Annotated in this window: 31 protein-coding genes; 2 read left to right on the forward strand and 29 right to left on the reverse strand. The window is 26.6% G+C overall.

Annotation, left to right across the window (positions count from 1 at the left end):
• Positions 1 to 5: 5 nt before the first annotated feature.
• From rplR to ruvA, 23 genes are all read right to left on the reverse strand, one after another.
• Positions 6 to 365 carry a 50S ribosomal protein L18 gene (gene rplR / locus B0174_RS00660; protein ID WP_108557705.1) on the reverse strand — a complete coding sequence of 120 codons (360 nt, stop codon included), beginning with the start codon at positions 363 to 365 and terminating at the stop codon, positions 6 to 8.
• Positions 366 to 374: 9 nt separating this feature from the next.
• Positions 375 to 911, reverse strand: coding sequence for a 50S ribosomal protein L6 (gene rplF, locus B0174_RS00665; protein ID WP_108557706.1), 537 nt, complete (start codon positions 909 to 911; stop codon positions 375 to 377).
• Positions 912 to 920: 9 nt separating this feature from the next.
• Positions 921 to 1,319, reverse strand: coding sequence for a 30S ribosomal protein S8 (gene rpsH, locus B0174_RS00670; RefSeq protein ID WP_108557707.1), 399 nt, complete (start codon positions 1,317 to 1,319; stop codon positions 921 to 923).
• A 13-nt stretch (positions 1,320 to 1,332) separates the two neighbouring features.
• Positions 1,333 to 1,518, reverse strand: coding sequence for a type Z 30S ribosomal protein S14 (locus B0174_RS00675; protein ID WP_105912160.1), 186 nt, complete (start codon positions 1,516 to 1,518; stop codon positions 1,333 to 1,335).
• Positions 1,518 to 2,066 (reverse strand): 50S ribosomal protein L5, encoded by a 549-nt coding sequence (rplE, locus tag B0174_RS00680; protein WP_108557708.1) that lies wholly within the window; start codon positions 2,064 to 2,066, stop codon positions 1,518 to 1,520. The genes B0174_RS00675 and rplE overlap by 1 nt, the downstream gene beginning before the upstream one ends.
• Before the next feature lies 1 nt (position 2,067).
• On the reverse strand, positions 2,068 to 2,307 hold the full coding sequence (gene rplX, locus B0174_RS00685; protein WP_108557709.1) for a 50S ribosomal protein L24: 240 nt from the start codon (positions 2,305 to 2,307) through the stop codon (positions 2,068 to 2,070).
• A 1-nt stretch (position 2,308) separates the two neighbouring features.
• Positions 2,309 to 2,677 carry a 50S ribosomal protein L14 gene (gene rplN / locus B0174_RS00690; protein WP_004510830.1) on the reverse strand — a complete coding sequence of 123 codons (369 nt, stop codon included), beginning with the start codon at positions 2,675 to 2,677 and terminating at the stop codon, positions 2,309 to 2,311.
• Positions 2,677 to 2,928 carry a 30S ribosomal protein S17 gene (gene rpsQ / locus B0174_RS00695; protein WP_108557710.1) on the reverse strand — a complete coding sequence of 84 codons (252 nt, stop codon included), beginning with the start codon at positions 2,926 to 2,928 and terminating at the stop codon, positions 2,677 to 2,679. The genes rplN and rpsQ overlap by 1 nt, the downstream gene beginning before the upstream one ends.
• 10 nt (positions 2,929 to 2,938) lie before the next feature.
• Positions 2,939 to 3,130: a 50S ribosomal protein L29 gene (gene rpmC, locus B0174_RS00700; protein WP_108557711.1), complete on the reverse strand. Its 192-nt coding sequence runs from the start codon at positions 3,128 to 3,130 to the stop codon at positions 2,939 to 2,941.
• Positions 3,117 to 3,542 (reverse strand): 50S ribosomal protein L16, encoded by a 426-nt coding sequence (gene rplP, locus B0174_RS00705; RefSeq protein WP_108557712.1) that lies wholly within the window; start codon positions 3,540 to 3,542, stop codon positions 3,117 to 3,119. Before rplP ends, rpmC begins: the two co-directional genes overlap by 14 nt.
• 2 nt (positions 3,543 to 3,544) lie before the next feature.
• Entirely contained in the window at positions 3,545 to 4,249 is a 705-nt protein-coding gene (gene rpsC / locus B0174_RS00710) for a 30S ribosomal protein S3 (protein ID WP_108557713.1), read from the reverse strand.
• Positions 4,249 to 4,581 (reverse strand): 50S ribosomal protein L22, encoded by a 333-nt coding sequence (rplV, locus tag B0174_RS00715; protein WP_108557714.1) that lies wholly within the window; start codon positions 4,579 to 4,581, stop codon positions 4,249 to 4,251. Before rplV ends, rpsC begins: the two co-directional genes overlap by 1 nt.
• A 2-nt stretch (positions 4,582 to 4,583) precedes the next feature.
• A complete protein-coding gene (gene rpsS / locus B0174_RS00720; protein WP_108557715.1) occupies positions 4,584 to 4,859 on the reverse strand; it encodes a 30S ribosomal protein S19 in 276 nt (91 codons plus the stop codon).
• A gap of 9 nt (positions 4,860 to 4,868) precedes the next feature.
• On the reverse strand, positions 4,869 to 5,696 hold the full coding sequence (gene rplB / locus B0174_RS00725) for a 50S ribosomal protein L2 (protein WP_108557716.1): 828 nt from the start codon (positions 5,694 to 5,696) through the stop codon (positions 4,869 to 4,871).
• Positions 5,697 to 5,707: 11 nt separating this feature from the next.
• Positions 5,708 to 5,989, reverse strand: a complete 282-nt coding sequence (locus B0174_RS00730; protein WP_108557717.1) for a 50S ribosomal protein L23 — start codon at positions 5,987 to 5,989, stop codon at positions 5,708 to 5,710.
• Position 5,990: 1 nt separating this feature from the next.
• Positions 5,991 to 6,602, reverse strand: a complete 612-nt coding sequence (gene rplD, locus B0174_RS00735; protein ID WP_108557718.1) for a 50S ribosomal protein L4 — start codon at positions 6,600 to 6,602, stop codon at positions 5,991 to 5,993.
• Entirely contained in the window at positions 6,599 to 7,174 is a 576-nt protein-coding gene (gene rplC, locus B0174_RS00740) for a 50S ribosomal protein L3 (RefSeq protein ID WP_108557719.1), read from the reverse strand. Before rplC ends, rplD begins: the two co-directional genes overlap by 4 nt.
• A gap of 18 nt (positions 7,175 to 7,192) precedes the next feature.
• Positions 7,193 to 7,507, reverse strand: a complete 315-nt coding sequence (gene rpsJ, locus B0174_RS00745; protein ID WP_108557720.1) for a 30S ribosomal protein S10 — start codon at positions 7,505 to 7,507, stop codon at positions 7,193 to 7,195.
• Between the two features lie 529 nt (positions 7,508 to 8,036).
• Complete coding sequence (locus tag B0174_RS00750) at positions 8,037 to 8,525, reverse strand: HIT family protein (protein WP_108557721.1); 489 nt, start codon at positions 8,523 to 8,525, stop codon at positions 8,037 to 8,039.
• Positions 8,526 to 8,541: 16 nt separating this feature from the next.
• A complete protein-coding gene (locus B0174_RS00755) occupies positions 8,542 to 9,978 on the reverse strand; it encodes a Mur ligase family protein (RefSeq protein ID WP_108557835.1) in 1,437 nt (478 codons plus the stop codon).
• On the reverse strand, positions 9,965 to 10,684 hold the full coding sequence (locus B0174_RS00760) for an alpha/beta fold hydrolase (protein ID WP_108557722.1): 720 nt from the start codon (positions 10,682 to 10,684) through the stop codon (positions 9,965 to 9,967). Before B0174_RS00760 ends, B0174_RS00755 begins: the two co-directional genes overlap by 14 nt.
• A 3-nt stretch (positions 10,685 to 10,687) precedes the next feature.
• On the reverse strand, positions 10,688 to 11,728 hold the full coding sequence (locus B0174_RS00765; RefSeq protein ID WP_108557723.1) for a D-alanine--D-alanine ligase: 1,041 nt from the start codon (positions 11,726 to 11,728) through the stop codon (positions 10,688 to 10,690).
• Positions 11,729 to 11,754: 26 nt separating this feature from the next.
• A complete protein-coding gene (gene ruvA / locus B0174_RS00770) occupies positions 11,755 to 12,318 on the reverse strand; it encodes a Holliday junction branch migration protein RuvA (protein ID WP_108557724.1) in 564 nt (187 codons plus the stop codon).
• Between the two features lie 95 nt (positions 12,319 to 12,413).
• Here ruvA and B0174_RS00775 point away from each other — a divergent pair, with 95 nt between their 5' ends.
• A complete protein-coding gene (locus tag B0174_RS00775; protein WP_108557725.1) occupies positions 12,414 to 14,597 on the forward strand; it encodes a methyl-accepting chemotaxis protein in 2,184 nt (727 codons plus the stop codon).
• 45 nt (positions 14,598 to 14,642) lie between these two features.
• Here the strand turns inward: B0174_RS00775 and B0174_RS00780 are convergent, their stop codons facing one another.
• The 3 genes from B0174_RS00780 to B0174_RS00790 all read right to left on the reverse strand — a co-directional run bounded on the left by B0174_RS00780 (position 14,643) and on the right by B0174_RS00790 (position 17,093).
• Positions 14,643 to 14,996: a hypothetical protein gene (locus B0174_RS00780; protein ID WP_108557726.1), complete on the reverse strand. Its 354-nt coding sequence runs from the start codon at positions 14,994 to 14,996 to the stop codon at positions 14,643 to 14,645.
• Between the two features lie 75 nt (positions 14,997 to 15,071).
• On the reverse strand, positions 15,072 to 16,136 hold the full coding sequence (gene truD, locus B0174_RS00785) for a tRNA pseudouridine(13) synthase TruD (RefSeq protein WP_108557727.1): 1,065 nt from the start codon (positions 16,134 to 16,136) through the stop codon (positions 15,072 to 15,074).
• Between the two features lie 135 nt (positions 16,137 to 16,271).
• The gene (locus B0174_RS00790) at positions 16,272 to 17,093 is read right to left on the reverse strand and encodes a thiamine-phosphate kinase (RefSeq protein WP_108557728.1); all 822 of its coding nucleotides are present in this window, start codon (positions 17,091 to 17,093) and stop codon (positions 16,272 to 16,274) included.
• Positions 17,094 to 17,236: 143 nt separating this feature from the next.
• On the opposite strand from B0174_RS00790, the gene B0174_RS00795 reads away from it, so the two are divergent.
• Complete coding sequence (locus tag B0174_RS00795; protein ID WP_108557729.1) at positions 17,237 to 17,623, forward strand: class II SORL domain-containing protein; 387 nt, start codon at positions 17,237 to 17,239, stop codon at positions 17,621 to 17,623.
• Between the two features lie 285 nt (positions 17,624 to 17,908).
• On the opposite strand, the gene B0174_RS00800 is transcribed toward B0174_RS00795, so the two are convergent.
• The 3 genes from B0174_RS00800 to B0174_RS00810 are packed head-to-tail and all read right to left on the reverse strand — an operon-like array spanning position 17,909 to position 25,140.
• On the reverse strand, positions 17,909 to 21,958 hold the full coding sequence (locus B0174_RS00800) for an ATP-binding protein (RefSeq protein ID WP_108557730.1): 4,050 nt from the start codon (positions 21,956 to 21,958) through the stop codon (positions 17,909 to 17,911).
• Between the two features lie 39 nt (positions 21,959 to 21,997).
• The gene (locus B0174_RS00805) at positions 21,998 to 24,535 is read right to left on the reverse strand and encodes a transcriptional regulator (RefSeq protein WP_108557731.1); all 2,538 of its coding nucleotides are present in this window, start codon (positions 24,533 to 24,535) and stop codon (positions 21,998 to 22,000) included.
• Between the two features lie 11 nt (positions 24,536 to 24,546).
• Positions 24,547 to 25,140, reverse strand: coding sequence for a hypothetical protein (locus B0174_RS00810; RefSeq protein ID WP_108557732.1), 594 nt, complete (start codon positions 25,138 to 25,140; stop codon positions 24,547 to 24,549).
• Between the last annotated feature and the right edge of the window lie 41 nt (positions 25,141 to 25,181).

A 25,181-nucleotide genomic window follows, 5' to 3' on the forward strand; every position in this document is an offset into this window, starting at 1 on the left:
AACCCTTATAATTTGATACCGTTTTCTCTTAATGCGTCAGCAAATGCTGCTACAACACCATGATAAAGATAACCATTTCTGTCATAAACTACTGTTTCAATCCCAGCTGTTTTTAAGTTCTCAGCAAGTTGTGCTGCTACTTTTACTGCATTTTCTTTATTCACATTTAAACCCATAGCTTTTGAGCTAACTGCTGCTAAAGTAATACCTTCAACATCATTGATAGCTTGTGCACTAACATATTTGTTAGATTTGAAAATTGATACTCTTGGCTTTTCAGCTGTACCAAAAATTGAACCTCTAACTCTTTTTTTTCTTTTGATTCTTAAAGCATTTTTTTTAGCTAAATCTTTTATTCTACTCATAGTTACACCTTACTTCTTAGAAGTTTTTCCGGCTTTTCTGATGATTTTCTCATCAGTATATTTAACACCTTTACCTTTGTACGGTTCTGGTTTTCTATAGCCTCTAATAATTGCAGCAGCTTGACCAACTTGTTGTTTGTCAGCACCTTTTACGTTAATTATGTTTTTTTCAACAGTAACTTCTAATCCCGCAGGGATTTCATAGTTAATCGGGTGAGAATAACCTAATTGTAGTTCTAAAACTTCACCTTTTACAGCAGCTCTATAACCAACACCATTAATCTCTAAAGATTTTGTAAATCCAATATTAAGACCATTTATAGCATTAGCAGTTAAAGCTCTATAAGTTCCCCAAAATGCAGAAGACTCTTTTGTTTCACCATTTCTAGTTAAAACAATTTGTCCATCAGCAATTTCGATACCAACTCTTCCATGTGTTTCAACAGTAGAAACGTTGTTTCCTTTTTTAACACTAATTAAAGAACCATTAGCTGTTACTTCAATCCCAGCTGGGATTGCGATAGGTTTTTTTCCAATTCTAGACATTAAACTCTCCTACCATACAGTACAAAGTAGTTCGCCACCAACATTAGCTGCATGTGCTTCATCGTTAGCAAGTACACCTTTGTTAGTAGAAACGATAATTGTACCGTATCCATTTTTGAAGTTTTTAATTTCAGAAGCATTTTTATAAACTCTTCTTCCTGGTTTAGAAACTCTTTTAATTTCGTTGATTACTGATTTCTCATTATCATCATATTTCAATTCAACTTGAATTGTTTTCTTATTGTTTTGTCCATCGATAACTTTGAATCCAGTAATATACTCTTTTTGTAATAAAACATTTAAAACACCTACTACAGTATTTGAGTGTAATAATGTTGCAACTTCTAATTTTCTCATTGCAGCATTTCTAATTCTAGTTAAAGCATCTGCGATTATATCATTCATCATAGCTTAAATTCTCCTACCAACTAGCTTTTCTAACACCAGGTAATAAACCTTCGTTAGCCATTTTTCTTAAACAAATTCTACATAAACCAAAATCTTTATATACAGAATGAGGTCTTCCACAAACAGAACATCTTGTGTATGCACGTACTGCAAACTTAGGTGTTCTTTGTTGTTTAGCAATCATTGATTTCTTTGCCATTACGCTCTTCCTTTTGTAAATGGAATTCCTACTAATTCTAGTAATCTAAATGCTTCAGCATCATTAGAAGAACTTGTAGTAATTGAAATATTCATACCGTGTGTTTTAATAATGTTATCATATACAACTTCTGGGAACATTAATTGCTCATCTAAACCAAAGTTGAAGTTTCCTCTACCATCAAAACCATTTTTGTTAAGACCTCTAAAGTCTTTAACTCTTGGTAATGCAACGTTACATAATTTATCTAAGAAATGATACATTTGTTCACCTCTTAAAGTAACTTTTACACCAACTGGCATACCTTCTCTAACTTTAAAACCAGCTACTGATTTCTTAGCAATAACTTTAACAGCTCTTTGACCAGCTATTAAAGAAATTGTATCTTCAATATTTTGGATTAATTTAGAATCTTTCATCGCTTCACCAGCACCAACAGAAATAACAACTTTTTCTAATTTTGCAGTTAAAGTTTTATTTTTTACAAATTCTGTTTCTAATACTGGTTTGATTTCTGATTTATATTTTTCAAATAATCTTGCTGCCATCTTACTCACCTTCTACTTTTGCTACATTAGAAATGTCAATTGGCATTTCTTTGTTAATAAATCCACCATCAGGATTTTTTTCTTGATCAGGTTTAACAGTTTTTTTAGCAACTTTACAATCTTTTACGATTACTTTATTTTTTGAAGGTAATACTCTTAAAACTTCTCCAGTTTTACCCTTGTCATCTCCAGCGATAATTTTTACAGTATCACCTTTTTTGATTTTTAATTTAATTGCCATATTATAATACCTCCGGTGCAAGTGAAACGATTTTCATGAAACCTGAATATCTAACTTCTCTAGCAACTGGTCCAAAGATTCTTGTTCCAACTGGCTCTCTTTTTGCATCAAGAATAACCGCAGCATTATCATCAAATCTAATTAATGAACCATTTTCTCTTTGAACTTCTTTATGAGTTCTAACAACAACAGCTTTAACAACTTGACCTTTTTTAATCTTTCCAGTTGGAAGAGCTTTTTTAACAGAAGCCACAATTACATCACCAACAGTTGCATATCTTCTTTTAGAACCACCTAAAACTTTGATACACATAATCTCTTTAGCACCTGTATTGTCAGCTACATTTAATCTTGTAAAACTTTGAATCATTATTTAACTCCTGTAGCTACAATTGTCTTTAATCTAAAAGATTTAGTTTTTGACAATGGTCTACACTCAACAGCGATAACACTATCTCCAACATTTAATTCATTTCTTTCGTCATGAACTAAATATTTTTTAAATCTTTTTACAGTTTTGTGATATTTTGGATGCATAACTGATCTTGTAACTAGTACAGAAGCAGTTTTATCACCTGATCTTTTTACCACTACACCTTGAATCTCTCTTTTATGTGTCATACTTAGATCCTTAGTTAGCTTTTGCAGCAGTCATAGCCGTTTGAATTTTAGCGATGTCTTTTTTAGCAACTCTTAATTCAGCTGTGTTTGTTAACTGCATTGTTTTTAGCTTAGCTTTTAATTCAAAAAGAAGCACCTTTTTCTCTTTTAATAATACTTGAAGTTCATTCAAGTTTTTGTCTTTTAAATCAGTATAGTTCATTTTCGCTATCTCTTGTTACAATTTTAGTTTTAAATGGTAGCTTGTGTTGAGCTAATGTTAAAGCTTCTCTAGCTAATTCATCAGATACACCGGCCATCTCAAAACAAATTCTTCCTGGCTTAATGTTCATAACCCATTTATCAACAGACCCTTTACCTTTTCCCATTCTTGTTTCTAATGGTTTTGCAGTAAGTGGTTTATCAGGGAATACCATAATCCAAACTTTCGCTTGTCTTTTTACTTTTCTAGTCATCGCAATTCTTGACGCTTCGATTTGTCTTGAGTCAATTCTTCCGTGCTCTACAGCTTTGATACCGATATCTCCGTATGCTAAAGAGTTTCCTCTATGAGCCATACCTCTATTTCGGCCTTTCATCATTTTTCTAAATTTCGTTCTTTTAGGCATTAACATAATTATTTACCTCTTTTCTTAGTTGGTCTTCTTTTAGGTTTAGAAGAAGTGTCTTCAGCTTTTTCAGTTGGAATACCTTTAGCTAATACTTCACCTTTAAAAATCCAAACTTTGATACCAATACAACCATAAGTTGTATGACCTTCAGCAAAACCATAATCAATTCTAGCTCTTAAAGTATGTAAAGGAACTCTTCCTTCTAAATACCATTCAGTTCTAGCCATTTCAGCTCCACCAAGTCTACCAGAAACAGATACTTTAATACCTTTTGCTCCACCTTTTAAAGCGTTTTGCATAACTCTTTTCATAGCTCTTCTGAATGCAACTCTTCTTTCTAATTGTTGAGCAACATTTTCAGCAGATAATTGAGCAGAAGTTTGAGGTTTTCTCTCTTCTTTAATATTTACAGCAATTTCTTTACCAACTAATTTTGAAAGGGCATCTTTTAGTTTTTCAACATCTGCACCTTTTTTCCCAATAATAATACCAGGTCTAGCAGCAACTACTGTAACTCTAACTTTTTTTGCAGTTCTTTCAACGATAGTTTGAGCAATTCCAGCATAGTATAATTCTTTTTTAACATACTTTCTGATTTTGTCATCTTCTGCAACATTTGCTGGCATTGTTTCGAATTTAGGAAACCATCTTGATTCCCAATTTCTATTAATACCTAATCTTAAACCTATTGGATTAACTTTTTGACCCATTACTTGTCTCCTTTAGTTGCAGCAGCTACTTCAATCATAATATGTGCAGTAGGTTTGTGTTTTGGAGAAGCACTTCCTCTTGCTCTTGGAGTAAATCTCTTAAGAACTGGACCTTTATCAACTCTAGCTGATACAACTACTGCATCAACTGGATCTAAACCTGCATTTGCTACAGCAGATGCAATAACTTTAGAAATAATTCCAGCAGCTTTATTTGGAGTAAATTGTAAAGATGCGATTGCATACTCTGCATTCATTCCTTGAACTTCTCTTGCAATTAATCTAGCTTTAATTGGAGAAAGTCTAATAAATTTTAATATTGCTTTAGCCATTCTTATGCCTTTCTTTGAACAGAACCTTTATGGCCCTTAAATGTTCTAGTTGGTGCAAATTCACCTAATTTATATCCAACGTGGTTCTCAGTAACATTAACTGGAACGAAGTTTCTTCCATTGTGCACATTGAAAGTTAATCCAATCATATCTGGTAATACAGTAGATCTTCTTGACCAAGTTTTGATTGGTTTTTTATCATTAGCTTCATTAGCTTTGATAACTTTTTTAATCAGGTGTGCGTCTACGAATGGACCTTTTTTTATCGATCTTGCCATCTTAAACCCTTACTTCTTTCTTTTTGAAATGATTAGTTTGTCACTAGCTTTTTTCTTTCTAGTTTTATAACCTTTAGTTGGCATACCCCATGGAGTAACAGGATGTCTACCAGAATTAGTTTTACCTTCACCACCACCGTGTGGGTGATCAATTGGATTCATTGCAGATCCTCTTGTTTGTGGTCTAATACCAAGGTGTCTACTTCTACCCGCTTTTCCAATAACCATGTTAGAGAAATCTTCGTTTCCAACTACACCAATTGTAGCTATACAAACACCAAGAATTTTTCTCATTTCACCAGATGGTAATCTCATGATTACATACTTGTCTTCTCTACCCATAATTTGAGCATATCCACCAGCAGATCTAGCGATTTGACCGCCTTTTCCTGGTTTCATTTCAATATTATGAACCATTGTTCCAACAGGAATACTTAATAATCTCATTGCATTACCAGGTAAGATGTCAAGTCCAGCTTCAGCAGCTTGTACTTTATCTCCAACTTTTAATCCAGAAGGTTGAATAATATATCTTTTATCCCCATCTAAATAAGTAACTAAACAAATTCTACAGTTTCTGTATGGATCGTATTCAACAGTTGAAATTGTACCTTCAACACCGAATTTATCTCTTTTGAAATCTATAATTCTATATAATTTCTTAGCACCTGCTTCTTTGTGTCTTGATGTAATTCTACCGTTATTATTTCTACCAGCTGCTGCTTTTACTCTTACAAGTAAAGATCTAACTGTTGGTTTAGAAGTAATGTCAGAAGTATCCATAACAGACATAAATCTTCTTGCAGGAGTTATTGGTCTAAATTTTTTAATTGCCATTTATAATCCCCTTAAGCTGAAAGGTTCGCAATTGCTGCGCCCTCTGGTAATGTTACATAGAATTTTTTGAAATCAGGTCTTTTACCTATTTTCCCTTTAAATCTTTTTACTTTACCATTTTGTCTTAAAGAATTCACTTTTGAAGGTGTTACTCCAAAATACTCTTTAAATACTTCTTTTAAACCGTTTTTAGTCATTCTAGGACTAGTTTGAACAACGATTACACCATTTTCTTGAAGCTCAATTGTTTTTTCTGTATATAATATTGCTTTAATATCTGTAATATCTGCCATCTTAAGCCTCTTTTGTTAATGCATCAAGTACTGATTTTTCAATAAGTACTGAGTGGTATGCAGCAATTAAATAAGCGTTAACTTCTTGCTTTTCAACCATATAACAGTTTTTAATGTTTCTAAACGCTAAATAAGTTTTTTCATCAATTGAATCACATACAATTAATGTATCTCTTTTGTTTATTTTACTTAAAACTGCAACTGCTTCTTTAGTTTTTCCTGATACAAGTTTAATTGAATCAACAACAAATAAAGTACTATTATTTGCTTGAGCATTGATAGCATATTTTAATGCTAATGCTTTTTGTTTTTTGTTAACTTTTTGGTTATAGTTTCTTTTAGTAGGTCCAAATGCTTGCCCCCCACCAACGAATAATGGTGATCTTTTTGAACCCCATCTAGCCGCACCAGAACCTTTTTGAGCTTTAGGTTTTTTACCACCACCGCTTACTTCTGCTCTTGTTTTTGCTCTTGCTGTATTTGATCTTAATGCTGCTAAATATGATTTAACATACAAATATAAATTATGTTTGTTTATTTCTTCATAACTAGCTGGTAAAACTACTTCACCATTACTTTCAAATTTTTCATTTAATACTATTGCTTTGCTCATTTAGCAACCTTTACTTTTCCTAATGCTCCGTTTGGACCAGATACTGAACCTTTAAGAACTAAAATTCCAGTTTCAGCGTCAAATGAAATAACATCATTTTTAACAGATACATTTGTATTTCCGTATTGCCCTGGCATTTTTTTACCTGGCTGAACTCTACCTGGCCATTCGCAGTTACCGATTGAACCAACTCTTCTACCCATTCTGTGACCGTGTGATGCTCTACCACCAGCAAAATTCCATCTTTTAACAGCTCCAGTAAACCCTCTACCTTTTGTTTTAAAAGTTGTTTTTAACCGTTGTGCTTCAGCTAATCCAGAAACATCTAAATCACCAGCTTCAGCATTTGCTACAGTCATTGTTGCAAATCTGTTAAACTCTTTAGATAAGTTATATTTTTTTTGTATACCTTCGATAGCTTTGTTAAATTTTTTACCATTGCTATACGATACAATTGCTACACCGTCAGTCACTTCACACACTTTAGTATCAAGAACTTTTAAAAGTGTAACAGGAGTACTTGGAACAGAAACTGTTCTACTCATACCGATTTTTTGAACTATAAATTCCATCTATATTACCCTTTCTTCTTATTCTTGACCCATAGATCTAACTTCAACATCAACTTCAGGAGCTAAGTCAAGTTTCATTAACGAATCTACAGTATCTGGAGTTGCAGCTATAATATCAATAATTCTTGAATGAATTCTGATTTCAAATTGCTCTCTAGAATCCTTATTTACGTGAGGACCTTTAATAACTGTATATCTTCTGATTTTTGTAGGAAGAGGAATAGGACCTCTTAAATCAGCACCAGTTCTTTTAACGGCTTCAACAATTGAAGCAACACTTCTATCTAAAACTCTATGATCATAAGCCTTAAGCTTTAATCTAATTTTTTCCATTTTTTTCCTTTAAAGAACTCGTTAGATGCGCATAAATGCACCCTAACCACATTTAGTGGACGCGGATTATAACTTTTTTGTATTAGAATGTCAAGTATTATGGGCTTCTTGGATAAAAATATATAAATTTATTTCCTTTTTTAAAGGATAGATATCTTGATTTTGACCACTAGGTAAGTTTTGATTAAGATTAGTCTAGAACGACTTAAAAAATGTAATAATATATAGAAATAGCACTTATTTAGCTAATTTACCTGCATTTCAAAGCAAATTAAACTTATTAAATACTCCTGTAACCTAACTTATTATAACTGGATTTTTTACTTTTATATCTTCATAATCTGGATTAATACTCTTTTGACAGTAGCAATCTTTTTTGATTATGATTTGTTTGATGAATATTTCACCTATTAGATTTACTGCATATATTTTTTATCTTTTTTAAGTGGATTACTATTTAAAATTTAAAAATACTTATTATTAAAGTTGGAAGTTAAGAGAGTTTTTTTTTGCTGAATACTGTAAAATATTATATAAAATATTTTGAAGCATTATCTTTTAATTTGTTAAAAATTTCATCAAAAGAAGCAGGATAAACTCTTGTTCCACCTAAAGTTGATATAAAATTTGTATCTCCAATCCATCGTGGCAGCATATGATAATGGACATGTTGTTCAATTCCTGCACCTGCTGCTTTTCCTAGATTCATACCAATATTAACACCCTCACAAGGCATAACTTCTTTTAGTAATTTTACACCTTGTCTTACTCGAATACTCATTTGCATCCAAATATTATCTTCTAAATCTTCAATACTTGAAGTATGAAAAAAAGGAACAACCATCATATGTCCAGGAGAATATGGAAATTTATTCATAACTACGAAACAATATTCATCTGAAAATAAAACTTGCATTTTTGCATCTTCAATATTTTTTGAAATATGACAAAAAACACAACCTTCAATTTTTTCCTCACTAATATAATCATATCGCCATGGTGCATATAGATGTTCCATTTTATTTTCCTAAAATTTATATAAAGTTTGGAGCGTCATTTGCAAATAAAATCAAATCACCAGCTCTTGTTGTTTTTGCTAATGTTGCTTCCATTAGTGTTTTATCTTTTAAAATATATACTTTTTCTTTATCTATATTTGTACTAAATAAATGCGTATTTAAACTTCCTGTTAATATTACAAAATCAAAAGTTTTATTTATCTCTTTTGCTAAAAGAATATTTGCTTCATCAGTTGATTCTACAAGCCCAGGAGTAATGATTACTTTTCTTCCTGTATGAGTTGAGCAAATATTTACAGCCTCAAGCATACCTGTTAGATTTCCATTAAATGAGTCATCAATTATAATTTTGCCACCTGCTTCAATTTTTTGAAGTCTATGTTCAACTTGAGGAAGAGTACATAACGCCATTTTTATTTCATTTATACTCATACCTAAATAATGAGATACTAAAATAACGGCTGTCAAATTTATAGCATTAAAACTTCCTAAAATTGGCGCATGAAAATGTTCAATATTTCCAGCAACTTCAACATCAAACCAAATTCCATCTAAATTACTTTTTGTAATATGCAAATTATTTGGATATTTTGTAATAGTTGAATATGGTTTAATTGGAACTGATTCATGAACAAATCCCATTCTCATTTTCGGAGATTTTAAAATTTCCATTTTAGTATGAATAATATTATCTAAAGTTTTAAAATACTCAATATGTTGTTCACCAACACTTCCAATAACACAAATCTGAGGTTCTAAAAACATTGCTATTTCTTCAATATCACCTTTTACTCTAGCACCTGCTTCTGCAATATAAATTTGTGTATCAAGTGGAATATCTTTATTTACATCAAGTACAATTCCAGCAATTGTATTTACACTTCTTGGTGTTTTGTAGGTTTTATATTTCTTTTTTAAAACATGATACAAATAGTTTTTAATTGATGTTTTTCCAAATGATGCTGTAATTGCGACTGTTCTAAGTCCTGAGATACTTTGGTATCTCTGTTTTGCTTTATGTTTAAAAGAGATAAAAAATATTTTTTCCATAATTGAAGAAATTACATAAACCAGAATCAATGGAATAAAAATAAACATATTTGTACAATTTGGGTTTGTTAAACAAAGTGCCGTCATTGCAAATGTTATAAAAAGTAATATTGATAAAAATCTTTTTACTCTTGCAGTTAAAACAAGAGGTTTATCAAGCTTTTTATTCCATAAAAGAAAACTTGTTATATATATGATATAAAAATAAACAGCATAATAAGGTTCTGGAATAATATAAAAAAGAATTATTGGTGATAAAAAATATGTAATATGCCATTGCCATTTATGATGTTTAAATACAACTCTTTCTAATTTATAGTTATACCATTGAAGATTAGTAATTAAATACCAACCTAAACTCATTATTAAAATAATGTGCGTAATAATATTAAAGTATTCCATTTTCAATTCTCTCACTTATATTTTTTGCATTTTTTGCAAAGAAGAAATGATCACCATCATAAGATGTAAAAGTTGATTTTTTTAATAATGATGCCATTTTTTTGCCAGATTTTAAAGAAGTTGCGGTATCTTTTTCTCCCCAAAAAATCAAAGCATTATTTGTAAAATTTGTAAAATAAGATGAAAAATCTTCATTTACAACATTTTTAAAAGTTGTGTACATATTTTCACTCATTGTATTTACATCTTTACTTCTAAATGCTTTTGTAACAGATTTTAATCCTAAAGCATTAAAGATTTTTGCAAAGAAAATCTTTGCTTTTACATCAAAAGATTTTTCTTCTAAAATTCCAGCACTACTTAATAAAACTAAATTTGCTGGATTTAATAATGTTGCCACTTTGCCACCATAAGAGTGTCCAGCTATTATATCTTTTGAAGATGATAATAGTTTTAATAATTCATCTATTATCTTGGCATATTCTTTTGTTGTTAAAACATAATTATTTAAACTTTTTCCAAATCCTGGTAAATCAATATAAATATGTCTAAAATCTTTCAAATAAGGTGAAAATACATTTTTCATAATATCCTTATTTGAACCCCAACCATGCAAAAAAATTATATCTTTTTTAGCTGTTGGGTTTACTATTTCATAAGAAATATCAAAATTTTTATTATCAACAGTCAAATTTTTTGTTGCCAAAATTTATTTTCCTTTTGTAGCTTGTATTTTATTTACATATTCATAAGTAATTGGAATATATTTTTTTAAAGGAAGTGTACTTGCTACTTCATTAAATAATCTTGAGAAATCTTGAAATAAATAGTTTGCCATTGATCCAGGAATTGAATTTATTTCATTTAAATAAACTGTATCATTTACAACAAAAAAATCACATCTAATAATTGAGCCTTCAAATAAAGTATTATAAAGTCTTCTAAATGACTCTTTTATTTCTTCATTTAATTTTTCTCCCAAATCTACTTCTAGAGCTTTTGAAGTTCTTGAAAAATCTAAATATTTTTTATCAAAATCTAAAAATTCAGCTTTTTGTGGTTCTTCAATAATAGAAAATCTAAACTCTCCATTTACTTTTGTTCCAGCTAAATTATACTCTTTTACTCCACTTATAAATGGTTCAATTATTACTGCATTATCAAATTCATAAGCAACATCAAGAGCATATTCTAACTCTTCTTGTGATTTAACAATTGAAACCCCAATAGAACTTCCTAATTTTACAGGTTTTAAAATTGCAGGAAAACTATCAACTACAACTTTATCACCTTTTGTAAAGTATTTATAATCTAAAGTATTAACGCCAACACTTGAAGCATAACCTTTTGTTAAAAATTTATTTGAACTCACAACACAAGCTTCAGTTCTTGGAGCCACAAAAGGAATATTATAAAATTCTAAAACAGAAGATAAAACACCATCTTCACCATCTCCACCATGAGAAAGATTTAAAACTACATCATAATGTATTGTTTGGTCTTTTGAAAAAAGTCCACCTTTTTTATAAAAACCACCTTTTTGTAAAAAAACCTTATCAAACTTCTTATATTCCCCTGTACTAAACAACTTTGATTTAATAATGTCAGTTGGAATATGATATAAATCTCTTGATGCATCTAGAAATAGATAAATTAATTCATTGTTTAATACATCTTTCATAGCAATTGAACTTACTATTGAAATTTCATGTTCAAAACTTACTCCACCAAAAACTATAGCTATCTTCATCCGATTCCTTTTTTATAAATATATTTTTATTTTTGTAATTTTTTTAATGCTTCTTTTACTAAATCACTTGTATTTCCACTCACACAAGTTTTTAATACTTTTGAAACTAAATCTTTTTTAAATCCTAAAGATTCTAAAGCAAGTGCTGCTTCAAATGATGAAGAAAGTGCTGAGTTATCACTTCCGTCATGAGAATCAACAATAAATCCTGAAAGTTCCACAAGTATTCTACTTGCACCCTTAGGTCCTAATCCTGGAACTCTTTTTAACATAGTTACATCATTTTCACTTACAATTTGTGCAAATGATGTTGGTGTAAAAGTAGAACAAATTGCAAGTGCTACTTTTGGACCTACTCCATTTATTTTAATAACTGTATCAAAAAGTTTTTTCTCATTTACATCTAAAAAACCATATAAAGATTGAGAATCTTCTCTAATTATATGAGTAATTTCTAGTTTTACATCATCAGAAATAATTTTTGAACTGCAATTTAATGAAACAAAAATTTCATAAATAATTCCATTTACATTTACATTTAATAATGTTGGTTCTTTTTTTGTTATCTTTCCTACAAGTCCGACTATCATTATTTAGCTCTTTATCTCACAAAAATGTTGAATTTAATATTTAATATATAAATTTCATTATATAATAAATACACTTAAACAAAAAGGCTGGTGTCATGCTTGAATTAATAACAAAAAAAATAAGCAATAAGATAATTTTTGCTCTATTTATTTTAATGTCGCTAAGTAGTATAACAGTTGTATATTTTACAACATCAAAGGTGACAAAAGATTCTATTGAAAAAACAAAAGATAATCTTGAGATGTTAAATGCTGCAATATTTCAAAGTCTAAGAAATGCAATGAACACAGGAGACCCTGTACAAATAGCAAAATCAGAAGAAGATGCAAGTCATATAAAAGGTGTTAAAAATTTAACTGTTGCAAAGGGAAAACCTTTAATGGAATTATATCCATCAAACATTCCATATACAACAAATAAAGAAGTTCTTAATGCTTTTGATTCTAAGCAACCTTTCCTTTTACAAACAAACAATGAAAATGGTCATAACATAAGAATGATAAAACCTATGATTGCAACACAAGAGTGTTTAATGTGTCATGGTAATCAAAATGAAGGTGATGTAATTGGAGTAATGGATTTAACTTTTTCATTAGATGAAGCTGACATACAAATTAGAGGTTTGATTACAGAAATTTCAATTATCTCTATAATATTAGCCTTTATAACTATTGGTTTAATTCTTGTTATCGTAAGAAGAGCTACAAATCCAATTCAAAAATTAAAAGATGGATTTGAAAACTTATTACATTCAAATGACACAAATATATCTTTAGCAGTAGAATCTAAAGACGAAATAGGAGAAGTTGCAACTTTATTTAATGCTTATATGGATAAAGTTAGAGCTGGATTAAAACAAGATGAGAAAGTAATCGAAGAAGCAAGTGATGTTTTAGAAAAAACAGCAAACGGATTTTTTGTTTACAAAGTTGAATCAATTGCATCTAATCCTCATGTTGAAGACTTAAAAAACAGATTAAATTCTATGATTTTAAGTACAAAAAATACTGTAGACAAAATCAATGAAACATTAAGATATTACTCTGAATCAAAATTTGACTACAAAATAAATGATGATGGAATTTATGGAAACTTAGGTTCTTTAACAGCTGGAATTAAATTAGTAGGAAATAATACTTCTGAAATTTTAGCAATGGTTATGAACACAGGAAATGCATTAAATGAAAATACACAAACTCTTTCAAGTGCATCAAATAATCTATCAGCTTCTTCGAATCAACAAGCTGCATCTTTAGAAGAAACTGCTGCTGCTTTAGAAGAGATAACATCAACTATTCAAACAAATACATTAGCAACAAATAAAATGTCACAACTAGCACAAAATGTTACTACCTCTGCAAAAAATGGACAAGATTTAGCAAATCAAACAGCTAATTCAATGGATGAAATTAACAAAGAAGTAAGCTCTATAAATGAAGCTATCGAAGTTATTGATCAAATTGCTTTCCAAACAAATATTCTTTCACTAAATGCAGCCGTAGAAGCAGCAACAGCTGGTGAAGCTGGAAAAGGATTTGCAGTAGTTGCAGCTGAAGTGCGAAACCTTGCAAATAGAAGTGCGGATGCGGCAAAAGAGATTAAACACATAGTTGAATTAGCTAGTAAAAAAGCTAAAGAAGGTAAAAATATATCTGATAATATGATTGATGGATATAAAGAATTAAATGAAAATATTTCAAATACAATCTTAACTATAAATGAAGTAGCAAACGCATCAAAAGAGCAAGAAAAAGGAATAGTTCAAATTAATGATGCTATTAATTTATTAGATCAAGCAACTCAAAAAAATGCACAAGTTGCAGATCAGATTTCTAAAATGGCAGATACAATTGCTACTATGTCTAACTCTTTAGTAACTGCTGCTGCAAAAGCTTCTTTCCTAGAAGATTCTCTAGATAAAGTTTCTGATGTAGATTTAGTATATCAAACAGCATTATTAAAAGTAGAAATACTAAATACAAAAGATACAGCATATGCAAAATTGGGTGATTATAAATCATTTAAAATACAAGAGAATCAAGGTTTAAAACAATGGTGCGAAAATTATGTAAATTCAGATAAAAAAGTAGATATGGAAATAATAAATAATATAGATATGTTAAATAAAAAATTCCATACTAACTTACAAGATTTAGTAGATTCAAACTCAAATAAAGAATCAAATGAAACTTTAAATAAAAAAGCGAAAGAAGTAGAAATAGATACTTTTAAAATTTTTACAAATCTTAATAATCTTAAAATAAATAAGAAAAGATAAAAGAAGAAAATCTTCTTTTATCTTTTAGAGAAACTTTAGAGACTTTTATGCTTGCATTTGTTTAATCAAAGCTTCTAATTCATCATCTGAAAGAGTTTCCTCACATGAGTCAATGTTTTTAGCACTTGGAGCTAAATTATATTGGCTTTTATCTATGTCATTTTTTTCACAAACAAAATTTACAACTCTTTCGATTTTCTGTCTATGTAAATCATGATGTTGTAGTAAACCAAAAATATCAGAAATTTTATTTATAGCTTTATCTTTTTTATATAATGGTAGTTCTGAATTACTTATCATTTCTTCAATAGATTCGATATTATCATAAATTAATTGAGCATTCATCTCTGACTCTTTTATAACTTCACATAATTGCGCAATTAATTCTTCGTATGACATAAAACTTCCTTTATTTTAAATATTAAGATTAGTTTAACTTAGTTTTACTTAATACATTTTATATTTATTTAATTATTAATGAATTATTTCAGCAATTACTTCTGTTGCATATGAACCTTTTGGTAAATAAAATTGTATTTCCATCCAGTTCTTATCTTCTTTATAGTTAGAAGAAAGCTCTTCAGGAAAAATCCAAGCAAATCTTCTTGCTCCATCTTCTCCTGTGTTTTGTTCAAATTCTTTTTCAATTTCATATGCTAAATCAACTGAATTTTTAACTCTTTTTCCACTTAAAAGTCCTGTTGGAACTCTATCTCTTTCATTGAATTTCAAAGATTCTTCTTCTAAATTTTCAATTGTAAATATTTTCCCAAAAGGATAATGAGAAAGTAAATCTCCAGTTATAAGTTTAAAAGGATGTTTTTGTTTTTTCATTTGTTTTACAACATCAAGAGGTAAATTTAATCTTTGATAAATCTCTTTTGGTTCAAAAGCATCAACTAATTTTGATATTTCTATTCTTTTTGAAAGCCATGAATTAAAAAGATAACTTTGATATGCATTGATGTACATTTGTTTTAAATTTCTTCTTTTTTCTTTTAATTTTCCATCAATAATATCTTTACCTTTTTTGTAATTATCTCCATCAATTCCAAATCTTTGAAAACCAAAATAGTTAGGGATTCCATTTGTAACAATTGACCCTAAAGCTTCTTCAATTTTTCTTTTTTCAATTGCTCCAACTCTTTTTAGTCTTATAAAAAACTTATTCCCTTTTAAATGGCCTACTTTTATTTTGTTATTATGATAAGTAGTTTCAAGTATTTTTAGGTTTTCATGTTGAAAAGATTTTAATTGCTCTTCATATTTTCTATGAACTGAAATTGATTGAACTGTCATTGCATTTTTATCTTTAAGTCCTGCATATCCAAAATCTCTTGAACTACAATTTAGAAACTTTGATAATATTTCTATTGCATCCCAAGTTGCTAAATCTTTTTTTCTAATTTTTAAAATAAGATGTTCACCCTCACCTGAAAATTCATAAAGTGGGATTTCTGTAACCACGAAGTCATCTTTGTTTTGTTTAAAAAGCACATCAATTTTTGAGTGATTTAAATATCTTTGTAATTGTTCCAATATTTTTCCTTTAAATTAGATTCCTAATTTAAAGGAACCGATATTTTTTAACTACTTTTTAACATAATTTATAAAAAATTATTAAAAGTAGCAAAACCCTAAAGAGAACAACGAGTTGTTCTTTTCACTGATTGACTAAAAATGATGATTTTTACAAGTAGTTCTATATTTGCCTTTTATTGCTTTTGCAAATATATTTAAATCTACTTTATGTTTTAAAGCTATTTTATTTATTTTTTCTAAATTCTTTTCATCAAAAGAAAAAAGAATTTCATACTCTTCTCCTGAACTTCCAATATTTTCAGATATTTCATTAAAAAATTCAAAACCAACTTTACTAGATTTTGATAATTTTTCTAATTCAAAAAATAATCCATCAGAAATATCCATTGAAGCTGTTATAAAAGGTGCAATTTCATAAAAAAAGTATGGATTTAGTTTTGGTTTTATAAATTTTGATTTTTTTGAAATAACTTCATTTTTTAAAAGTTTTTCCAAATCTTCTTTAGATGAACCCAAAGTTCCTGTGTGACAAATAAGATTATTTTTTTTAACTCCTGATCTCAAGACTGGATTTGAAGTTTTTGAAATAATTGTTATTGAAATATCTAATTTTTCATTAGATATTGTATCACCACCAATAATTTGAATGTCAAATTTACGAGCAGCTTTTTTAAAACCTTTTGCCAACTCTTTTAAATCTTTATTTGAATATGATTTGGGAATAGCAACACTTAAAAGCGCATAAGCGGGAATTGCATTCATTACAATTGCATCTGAAATATTAACTATCATTGATTTATAAGCAATTTGTTTTAAACTCATCCACTCTTTTTTGAAATGTACATTCTCAAAAAAAGCATCCATTGAGTAAACAAATCCATCAATAAAAGCACCATCATCACCAATAATTTTATTATTTGAAAATTGTTTTATAAAATATTCTTCTTTATTCATTCGCAATTATATCAAAGATGTGCAAAATTTACACGATATTTAAAAAATTACAAATAACTTTTCAAAGAGGATATATTTTATCCTCTTTATTTTAAAGAAATTATTGTATAATGCGCCTTTAAATAATTTAATTAGGAGACAAAATGCCAAAAATTAACAAATATGTTGATATTGATACTGTTGAAAGAGAAGCAAAAAAAGATTTAATAGATAGACATAGTCCATTTATTCACTGTGCAGCAACTGCAAAAAAAGGTGAGCCATTTGAAGTAACTGTTAAAATGGGTAACGAATATACTCATCCAGATGATTTTGATCATTATATTGAATCTGTAACATTATATAACGGTGATGTTCAATTAGCTAAAGCTTCTTATGTTCCAGGAACATTAGGAAATGTAAAAGCTCATAATACTACAACATTTACAATTATTCCAACTGGTTCAAAATTAAACCTAGTGGCTCATGGTTACTGTACAAAACACGGTATCTGGGAAGGTACACCTGTAGAAGTATCAGTAGCTGAATAAGCTATAAGCCCTATTCTATAGTAAAGGCAAGAGATTTTTATCTCTTGCCTTTTTTTATGTTTGTTGGTTATTTGTTGGTAGCACATTGACTTGTCAACAAAATATGCTATTTAGCAGTTTGGCAAGTTTGGCAGCTTTTCAAATTTATTAGAGATCCACTTTATATTTTAGAAAATTATTTTATTAGTATCCTACTATAGGCAATTTATTCGGACAAGCTACATGTAAATATTTTTACACCTATTTTTAGTTTTCTAAAAATATTGTTCACATAATCTTTTATTTTTACTTAATAAAATCTTTAAAAAAAATTCCGAATTCTAGTTTATAATTTATACTCCGTATCGTATTGGTCAAAAATTCAAACCTTTTTACAGAATATTTTTTCAAGTTAATAATCTCAAAATTATAATTTCCTGCTAAAAATAATGGTATTTTTAATTTGAATGTATTTGTTTTAAAATTATAATAATATATAAAAATATCTGATTTATAAATTACATAATTATTTATTATTAGCAAATCTTCAATATGAGAATTTAAAGTATAATTTTTAGAAATTTTATTTCTTAATAGATCAATAATTACGAAATTTCCTCTGTCTTTTAAGTAGCCAATAAGTTGATTTTCTTTTTCATTGTATTTGAATGAAACATGAAGATTATGCATATCCTCATCATTATAATCAAATAAACTACTTTGTAATAATATGTATCCATTATCTTCAATAAAAATAAAATTTATTTCTTCACTAAAATAGACATTTTTTGTACCATGTTTAAAAAAATAGAAATCTAGTGTGGATACTATTTTATAGAATTCATTATCTTTATAAATCACAATTGTGTTTAAATCTAAAATATAGAATTTGAAAAAATCTAAATCTATATACTCATCATCATTCTTTGATTCAGAAATCAATTTTCCTTTAAAATCATAAACATATAATTTCTTATAATTAGTGTAAACGTTTCTTTCATATATAGCAATATATTTATTTAATAAAATATCAAATAGAATTTCATTAGCAAATTTCTTTATAAATACTTTATTTAATAAATTATCTTTAACTATCAATATATTTTTTTCATTATTAAGTATAAATTCAAATTCTCCAATCAAATTTAATAAACTATTGTTTTTTTCGTAAAATTTAAAATTATTATTTACATTTTTATTATCAAAAACAATGTCATTATTATCATTTAATTTTTTAGTAACAAAACTGATATTAACAATTACAATTTCTTTTTTTGAATAAGCTAATAAACATTTATCATTGATAATTAAAACATCTTCTATTTCTAATTCTAGTCCTTCTATAATATGAATTTGTTCGTTATTTATTAATTTAAAATTTTTATCTAAATAATGAATCTCTATACTAGTATAATCTGATATCCTTTTCTTTTTAATATATCCCTTTTCATTCTCTTCTGATTCATTCAAATCTAGAAGAATTTTTTTATTATTGATAAATAATTCATGAAATTCAATTATATTTTTAAACTCGTTATTAACATATGTAAATTTAAACTCATAATTAAAATAGTTAAATAAAATAATAGTTTTAGTTGATGGATAATATGATACTAATTTAATAAGTTTATTATTGAAAATATCAAATATTATAAATTTATCAAGAGTTATAAAAATAAATAAACCATCATTAATAAAAAAAATATTCTGAATATTAGATATATTAACTTCTTTTATTATTTTAAGATTATTATTAAAGACACATACTTTTACATCAAATATTACAACTATATATTTATCATTTAATATTTTTATTAATTTAATTTCATCATCAAAATAACTATACGCTGATAATCCCTGTCTTTCAAAAAGTTTTAAAATATTTTCATTTTTAATCCATATCCAATTAATTTTATCTTTAGATAGAATATCATTTGATATGATAGTTAAAGGAGAATTTTCGCCATCTTCATATGCTAATTGAAATAAAGATTGATGTGGTTTCCAGAACTCTTCATTAACTCTCAAAATCAAATGTTCTTTCTCTCTATAAAAACTCTCCCAAGGATATATTTCATCTTCTGTAATATTATCAAGTTGAGTAGCTTTTGATATAATATCTCTAAAACTATCTTGTTTATTGTTATCATAAACAGAACCTGCAAATTCTAAATCAAACAATATTTCTTTTAACTCTTTAAATTGTTTTGAATGAAATAGTTGATAAGGATATTCACTTAACATATGAAGATTATGATATCTTTGATTCCAATTTTTATTTTTATCTTGTTTCAAATAAAAATAATCAGAAAGTTCTTTATGTAATTGTTTTGCATTTTTTTTATAAAAATTCTCTTTTATAACCTCTTCAATAATCCTGTGATATGGTTTTATTAACATTTGTCCATCTATTAACTTTTCAGTAAATATATTTTGAACATAATAATAAAATCTTGACCATATAGCATTTGGGAGTTTATTTAGACTTGGATATCTATGATTTTGAAATAATTCTAAAAACTTTTTATCATTTGAAAATAAATCTAAAAGTTCTTCTTCACTTAAACCATCTTTTGAAGCAGCTATATATCCAAATGATAATTCTAAGAGTTCTTTTTCATGATGATATTGTTTAACTATAAATTCAAAAAACTGGATAATAAGTTTTTCTTCAGTATCTTTTAAATGTAAATTATTTTGTTTAGATTTCCAATGTTTAACTATTTCAAATATTAATCGCAAATGTAAAGGTGTAATATTTTGCAAATTTGAATTTATTTCTTTCCATTGTTTTATAGTTAATTTTCTATTTTGAGATTCTAATAATTTTTTTAAAATTTTTTTATTTGTAGTAGTACCTAAAGGTAATAATTCATACTTGTTTTTTAAATAAGATAATCTATTAAAATATTCCGAATAATCACTATTATCTTTTTTATTTTCATCGTATAAAGTAGAGAATACTATTTTTATATTTGATTGAAGTTGATCAAGAAAGATAGTTAAATCATTATAATCTTCAAATTGATCTAATGCATCTAAAAATATAACTACTTTTTTGTTGTTCAATTTTTCAAGTTGTAATTTAAATTGTTCTTTAAATTTTCTCTCTTCTATTTCTATATTTGGTTTAGGAAGATCATTTTTATTTTGTAAATTTGCTTCTATTTCCCAAAATATATTTTCAAATAAAATTCGTGAATAAGTTGAATTTTCAGTCGTACCAATAAATCTATAATATACTTCATATTCTTTTGTATTTATTTTACTAATAGCTTTTGCCATAACAGAAGTTTTACCTGAACCAGATTTTCCATATTGTAAATAAAATTGTTCATTATCATTTTTTATAAAGTTTAATATTCTTTCTACTTCTCTATCTCTTCCTAATACTATTTCTGATTTTTCTTTTAGGAAATTCTCTTGTTGTTCTAGTTCTATTTGAAGTTGGGTTTGCTCTTGAAAATTATTTATCTCTTTTTGAATTGATATTGTAAACTTCTCTAATATTTGGTCATGGAACTCTTTAAGATAAGAAGTAGATCTTTCTAAATTTAATTCATTATAAGAAACATTCTTTGATTGTTTTATCTCATTCCATTGCACATTTTTTTGTCTGACTTGATTTTCTTTTGGAATATTTGAATTTCTCCGTAGTTTTTTCCATAGTTTTTTTAATTTAATTAAATCTTTATCTATATAGTCAGTTACATCTTCATTATTGTAATTTATTATTTTTCTAAAATAAGCGAATGTATGAGAATTATCTACTTCTTTTTGAAATTTATCAAGTCCTAAATACATTTCTTGTTCTGTAGCTGAAGTATTATATTTTCTATAAATCTCTTCATCTTTTGGATTATCAAAAACTTTTTGAAAAGATATTCTTATTTGTTTTTCTATTTTATTCCATTCTTCTCTCGTTAAATAGTGTTTATTTTTTAAATAATATATATTTTCTGTTGAGTTTTCATCTTCTTCATACCAGCAATTTATTAAATTCTTGTCTTCATCCAATATTTTACTTGAATTAATAATTATTTTAAACTCATCTTCCTTTATTTCATATGGAAGAGGTATCCATCCATATCTTTGTCCTACAAGAATAAGTAAATTAGGTTTTGGTTCATGGCTACTTCTTTTTATTTCATTTAAACAAATATTCATTGTTTGCTGATCTAATCCTGCTTCTTCTTGTATCCCCCATCTTAAATCAATAGGTTGAAATCCAAAGCCATTTTTATTGCACAATTCTTTTAACTTTGGAAAAATAAACTTTTGCAAAATATTTCTTTCAGCCTCAAAATCTTTAAATGTTGAGCTTATAAAAAACTTTATTGTTTTATTTTTAGACATTACATTTTCCTATTTTTTAAATTATCTTTATTCTCTTCTTTAATTTCCACTATTTCCCAAACAATATGCAACAAAAGGAATTTGATAAATATTTTTATAGTCATATTTAACAACACCTGGATCATCTTTTTTTAATGTTTCCCAATCACATAAATCATAATGCTCTTTTTTTAACATATCTTTGTCTGTAATTTTTCTTCTAATCCAACCATTTAAAATATGATAAGCATTCCATCTTGTGTGTTCAATTTGAGCCAAATTATTGATAAATTCTACATAATTAGTATTATCTTTTACTTTTAAATAAAAATTAGCTAAAGATATAGCCATTATAACTTCCATATTATCACTATTACTTTTTTCAAGATTAAATACTAATTTTTCGTTTACTTCATTATAAAAATTCTTATCTTTTAAACTATTTTTTGCATCTATTTCTAGTTCTTTTAATTTCTTTTCCAGCTCTTTAAGTTCAGATTTCTTAACTTCTCTTAACTTTTCATCTAACTTTTCAATTTCAGATTTAAGATCTTTTATTTCTTTTTCTAACTTTTTTAATTCTGAATATTTATTAAAATTTTTTTCTAAAAAACAGCTATATAATTTACTTAATATTTCAAGAGAATAAGGTAGTTTAATAGCTTCATTTAGATGTTTTTTTAAAATTTTAATATTATTTTTATAATAAGATTCTAGTAACTTAACATCTAAATCACTTTGACTTTGAGTTTTTAAAAAATTACAAATATGTAAATTAAATATATCTAGTTTAATATTCATATGTAGTTTTTCAGTTATATTAGACTCTCTTGTAAAGTTATCAATTTTTTTCCATTTTTTAGATTCATCCGTTTCTTTAAAATCATTTGTATATTCTGCAACTTTATATAAATTATTATTGTTAATATTATCTAAAGTAACTGTTGTTTCAATATCACCAAATGTAGAAAAGTTTTTAAAATTATTTTCATCTCTATTGATAGTATTATTTATATTTTTATGTTCATTAAATACTTGGATAATAGTATTTTTTTCTCTTATTTGAATATGATAGTTATTGTTCATATAGTTTAAAATATCTAAACCATTATTTAGTTCTTTATCACATAAAATTATTCTATTGAACACTCTATTTTCATATAAACTTTTATAAGGTAAGAATTCTATATTCCAAAGAGATTCATCACTATTTTCATAAGGCTTTTTACCTCTTTCAATAATTGTCTTATATTTACAGTTTAACAGTTCATACTTATCATCAATTACCGTAACTTCTGTAATTTTATTAAGATCAAAATGCCCTAATTTCAAAATATTGAATAAAATTTCTTCACTTAAATCATTAAATCCAACTATTAATATTTTTAGATTTTCAACATATTTACCATTTTTATTTTTAATATTTGAAATTAGTTTTTTATCTTTAAACATCTCTTGAACTATTATTTCATTTATACTAAATGGATAAATTTCATAATAATCTGATATTAAATTATATATACCTTTTTTATCAAAAAGAGCTTTATTTTCTCTATTTTTTATCTCTATATATATTTTTGTTTTATCTTTAGATTTACGATCTTCATGTTTAAATTTACTCAAAATTAAAGCTAATTTATTTAAAAATTTTACATATATCTTTTTTCTATTATTAATTCTTATATTTTCGTATTTTTTAAATTTAGTTGAAATTGAAACTAATTTATTTAAAGATTTTACATATATTTTTATTCTATTTTTTATTTTTATTTCATAATTGTCAAATTTACTTAAAAGCAAAGCTAAATTATTCAAAGATTCTACATCACTATCATTTATGATATATATCTCTTTAGCATTTATTATTTCACAATTATTACTTTCAATTGTGTATTCTAATTTACCAGTAATAATAATCTCACCACTATTTTCTAATTCATTTATATATTTATTAGTGTTGTCATTATCATATATTTTAATATTCTCTTTTTTGGCAATTAGTTTACTTATTAGTTCTCTACTATTGTTATTTAATCCAATGACTACTGAATGATTTTTTTTCCTTATAATTAAATTTAATCGTTTATATAGCAAAGAAAAAATAGCAAAAGATAATCCAACTATAACTAAAATATAAGATATATCCATAAAAACTTTTGAAGTATTTTTGTAACAAGTATTATCAATACTTGAGAATTGTAAAATTCTTACACTATTTATTACAATATCAAACATTTCAAAGTTTACATCTTTAGAGACAAAATTTTTATAACAGTTCCATTTTTCATTTTCTTCAGGAGATGGTTTAAAATCTTTCAAGTATTTTTGTAAAACTTTTTCATCTTTACTTATAATCTCTTTATCTTCAATTATTTCTAATAAATAACCATTTTTATTAATCCAGTAATTATCAAGTCTATAAATATTTTCATAAAATTGGACAAATAAAGATATCAAAAAAGCAGCTAATAAAGAAAGAAAAATAAAGCTAATTTTTCTTTTTATCAAATATTTTAGAATATTAAACTTAAGATTCAAAAGATATATCATTCCTATTGTAAGCACTAAAACAGCTATTAGTATAAAAAAATTTATCAATTTATTTCCTCTTATATTATAATTTTATGTAATTTCTGATTAGATAATTTTTTGTTATCAAATTTGTTAACTATCTCAAGGGTACTACCTTTTTTAATCTCTCTATTTTTATCATAAACAGCAATTAAAATATCTGATTTTTCAATCAAATATTCACCCAGCAAAGCATATTGTTCATTTCTAATTTTTCTTTGTTCTTCTATATTTTGATTTAAATAATTTTCTTTATCAAATTTTAGATTAATATAAACATCATCACATTTATTATGTTTTTTTATTTTTTCTAATAAATTTTCATACTCTTTTATTGAATCCACTTGAGATATATTATTTATTTTTAAACCTTTTCCAAAGGTATTTTTATATATCTCTTCACCAAATGGTAAAGGAACCAATATCTTCATATCAGAAAAACTATCCAATACTACATCAGCAATAATCCTATCCACCCCATCTGCAAGTGGTGTTAAAATGATGATTTCTTCAAGATTTTTATTTTCCAAAGATTTTTTCAAAAAATCTTCAATATTCTTTTTTATAAATGTAGATTGTTTATTTGAAATATCTCTATTACCTGTAATACCAATATAAATCGTTTTTTTCATATATATTTTATCCATTAATTTTTATCGTAATTGAATAAGTA

Source organism: Arcobacter caeni, assembly GCF_003063245.1.
GTDB classification, from domain to species: Bacteria; Campylobacterota; Campylobacteria; order Campylobacterales; family Arcobacteraceae; genus Aliarcobacter; species Aliarcobacter caeni.

What these genes read in the sequence shown, in the direction of transcription:
- rplR (WP_108557705.1), bottom strand. Translation starts at nt 365, where the DNA reads ATGAGTAGAATAAAAGATTTAGCTAAAAAAAATGCTTTAAGAATCAAA.
- rplF (WP_108557706.1), bottom strand. Translation starts at nt 911, where the DNA reads ATGTCTAGAATTGGAAAAAAACCTATCGCAATCCCAGCTGGGATTGAA.
- rpsH (WP_108557707.1), bottom strand. Translation starts at nt 1,319, where the DNA reads ATGATGAATGATATAATCGCAGATGCTTTAACTAGAATTAGAAATGCT.
- B0174_RS00675 (WP_105912160.1), bottom strand. Translation starts at nt 1,518, where the DNA reads ATGGCAAAGAAATCAATGATTGCTAAACAACAAAGAACACCTAAGTTT.
- rplE (WP_108557708.1), bottom strand. Translation starts at nt 2,066, where the DNA reads ATGGCAGCAAGATTATTTGAAAAATATAAATCAGAAATCAAACCAGTA.
- rplX (WP_108557709.1), bottom strand. Translation starts at nt 2,307, where the DNA reads ATGGCAATTAAATTAAAAATCAAAAAAGGTGATACTGTAAAAATTATC.
- rplN (WP_004510830.1), bottom strand. Translation starts at nt 2,677, where the DNA reads ATGATTCAAAGTTTTACAAGATTAAATGTAGCTGACAATACAGGTGCT.
- rpsQ (WP_108557710.1), bottom strand. Translation starts at nt 2,928, where the DNA reads ATGACACATAAAAGAGAGATTCAAGGTGTAGTGGTAAAAAGATCAGGT.
- rpmC (WP_108557711.1), bottom strand. Translation starts at nt 3,130, where the DNA reads ATGAACTATACTGATTTAAAAGACAAAAACTTGAATGAACTTCAAGTA.
- rplP (WP_108557712.1), bottom strand. Translation starts at nt 3,542, where the DNA reads ATGTTAATGCCTAAAAGAACGAAATTTAGAAAAATGATGAAAGGCCGA.
- rpsC (WP_108557713.1), bottom strand. Translation starts at nt 4,249, where the DNA reads ATGGGTCAAAAAGTTAATCCAATAGGTTTAAGATTAGGTATTAATAGA.
- rplV (WP_108557714.1), bottom strand. Translation starts at nt 4,581, where the DNA reads ATGGCTAAAGCAATATTAAAATTTATTAGACTTTCTCCAATTAAAGCT.
- rpsS (WP_108557715.1), bottom strand. Translation starts at nt 4,859, where the DNA reads ATGGCAAGATCGATAAAAAAAGGTCCATTCGTAGACGCACACCTGATT.
- rplB (WP_108557716.1), bottom strand. Translation starts at nt 5,696, where the DNA reads ATGGCAATTAAAAAATTTAGACCAATAACTCCTGCAAGAAGATTTATG.
- B0174_RS00730 (WP_108557717.1), bottom strand. Translation starts at nt 5,989, where the DNA reads ATGGCAGATATTACAGATATTAAAGCAATATTATATACAGAAAAAACA.
- rplD (WP_108557718.1), bottom strand. Translation starts at nt 6,602, where the DNA reads ATGAGCAAAGCAATAGTATTAAATGAAAAATTTGAAAGTAATGGTGAA.
- rplC (WP_108557719.1), bottom strand. Translation starts at nt 7,174, where the DNA reads ATGGAATTTATAGTTCAAAAAATCGGTATGAGTAGAACAGTTTCTGTT.
- rpsJ (WP_108557720.1), bottom strand. Translation starts at nt 7,507, where the DNA reads ATGGAAAAAATTAGATTAAAGCTTAAGGCTTATGATCATAGAGTTTTA.
- B0174_RS00750 (WP_108557721.1), bottom strand. Translation starts at nt 8,525, where the DNA reads ATGGAACATCTATATGCACCATGGCGATATGATTATATTAGTGAGGAA.
- B0174_RS00755 (WP_108557835.1), bottom strand. Translation starts at nt 9,978, where the DNA reads ATGGAATACTTTAATATTATTACGCACATTATTTTAATAATGAGTTTA.
- B0174_RS00765 (WP_108557723.1), bottom strand. Translation starts at nt 11,728, where the DNA reads ATGAAGATAGCTATAGTTTTTGGTGGAGTAAGTTTTGAACATGAAATT.
- ruvA (WP_108557724.1), bottom strand. Translation starts at nt 12,318, where the DNA reads ATGATAGTCGGACTTGTAGGAAAGATAACAAAAAAAGAACCAACATTA.
- B0174_RS00775 (WP_108557725.1), top strand. Translation starts at nt 12,414, where the DNA reads ATGCTTGAATTAATAACAAAAAAAATAAGCAATAAGATAATTTTTGCT.
- B0174_RS00780 (WP_108557726.1), bottom strand. Translation starts at nt 14,996, where the DNA reads ATGTCATACGAAGAATTAATTGCGCAATTATGTGAAGTTATAAAAGAG.
- B0174_RS00790 (WP_108557728.1), bottom strand. Translation starts at nt 17,093, where the DNA reads ATGAATAAAGAAGAATATTTTATAAAACAATTTTCAAATAATAAAATT.
- B0174_RS00795 (WP_108557729.1), top strand. Translation starts at nt 17,237, where the DNA reads ATGCCAAAAATTAACAAATATGTTGATATTGATACTGTTGAAAGAGAA.
- B0174_RS00800 (WP_108557730.1), bottom strand. Translation starts at nt 21,958, where the DNA reads ATGTCTAAAAATAAAACAATAAAGTTTTTTATAAGCTCAACATTTAAA.
- B0174_RS00810 (WP_108557732.1), bottom strand. Translation starts at nt 25,140, where the DNA reads ATGAAAAAAACGATTTATATTGGTATTACAGGTAATAGAGATATTTCA.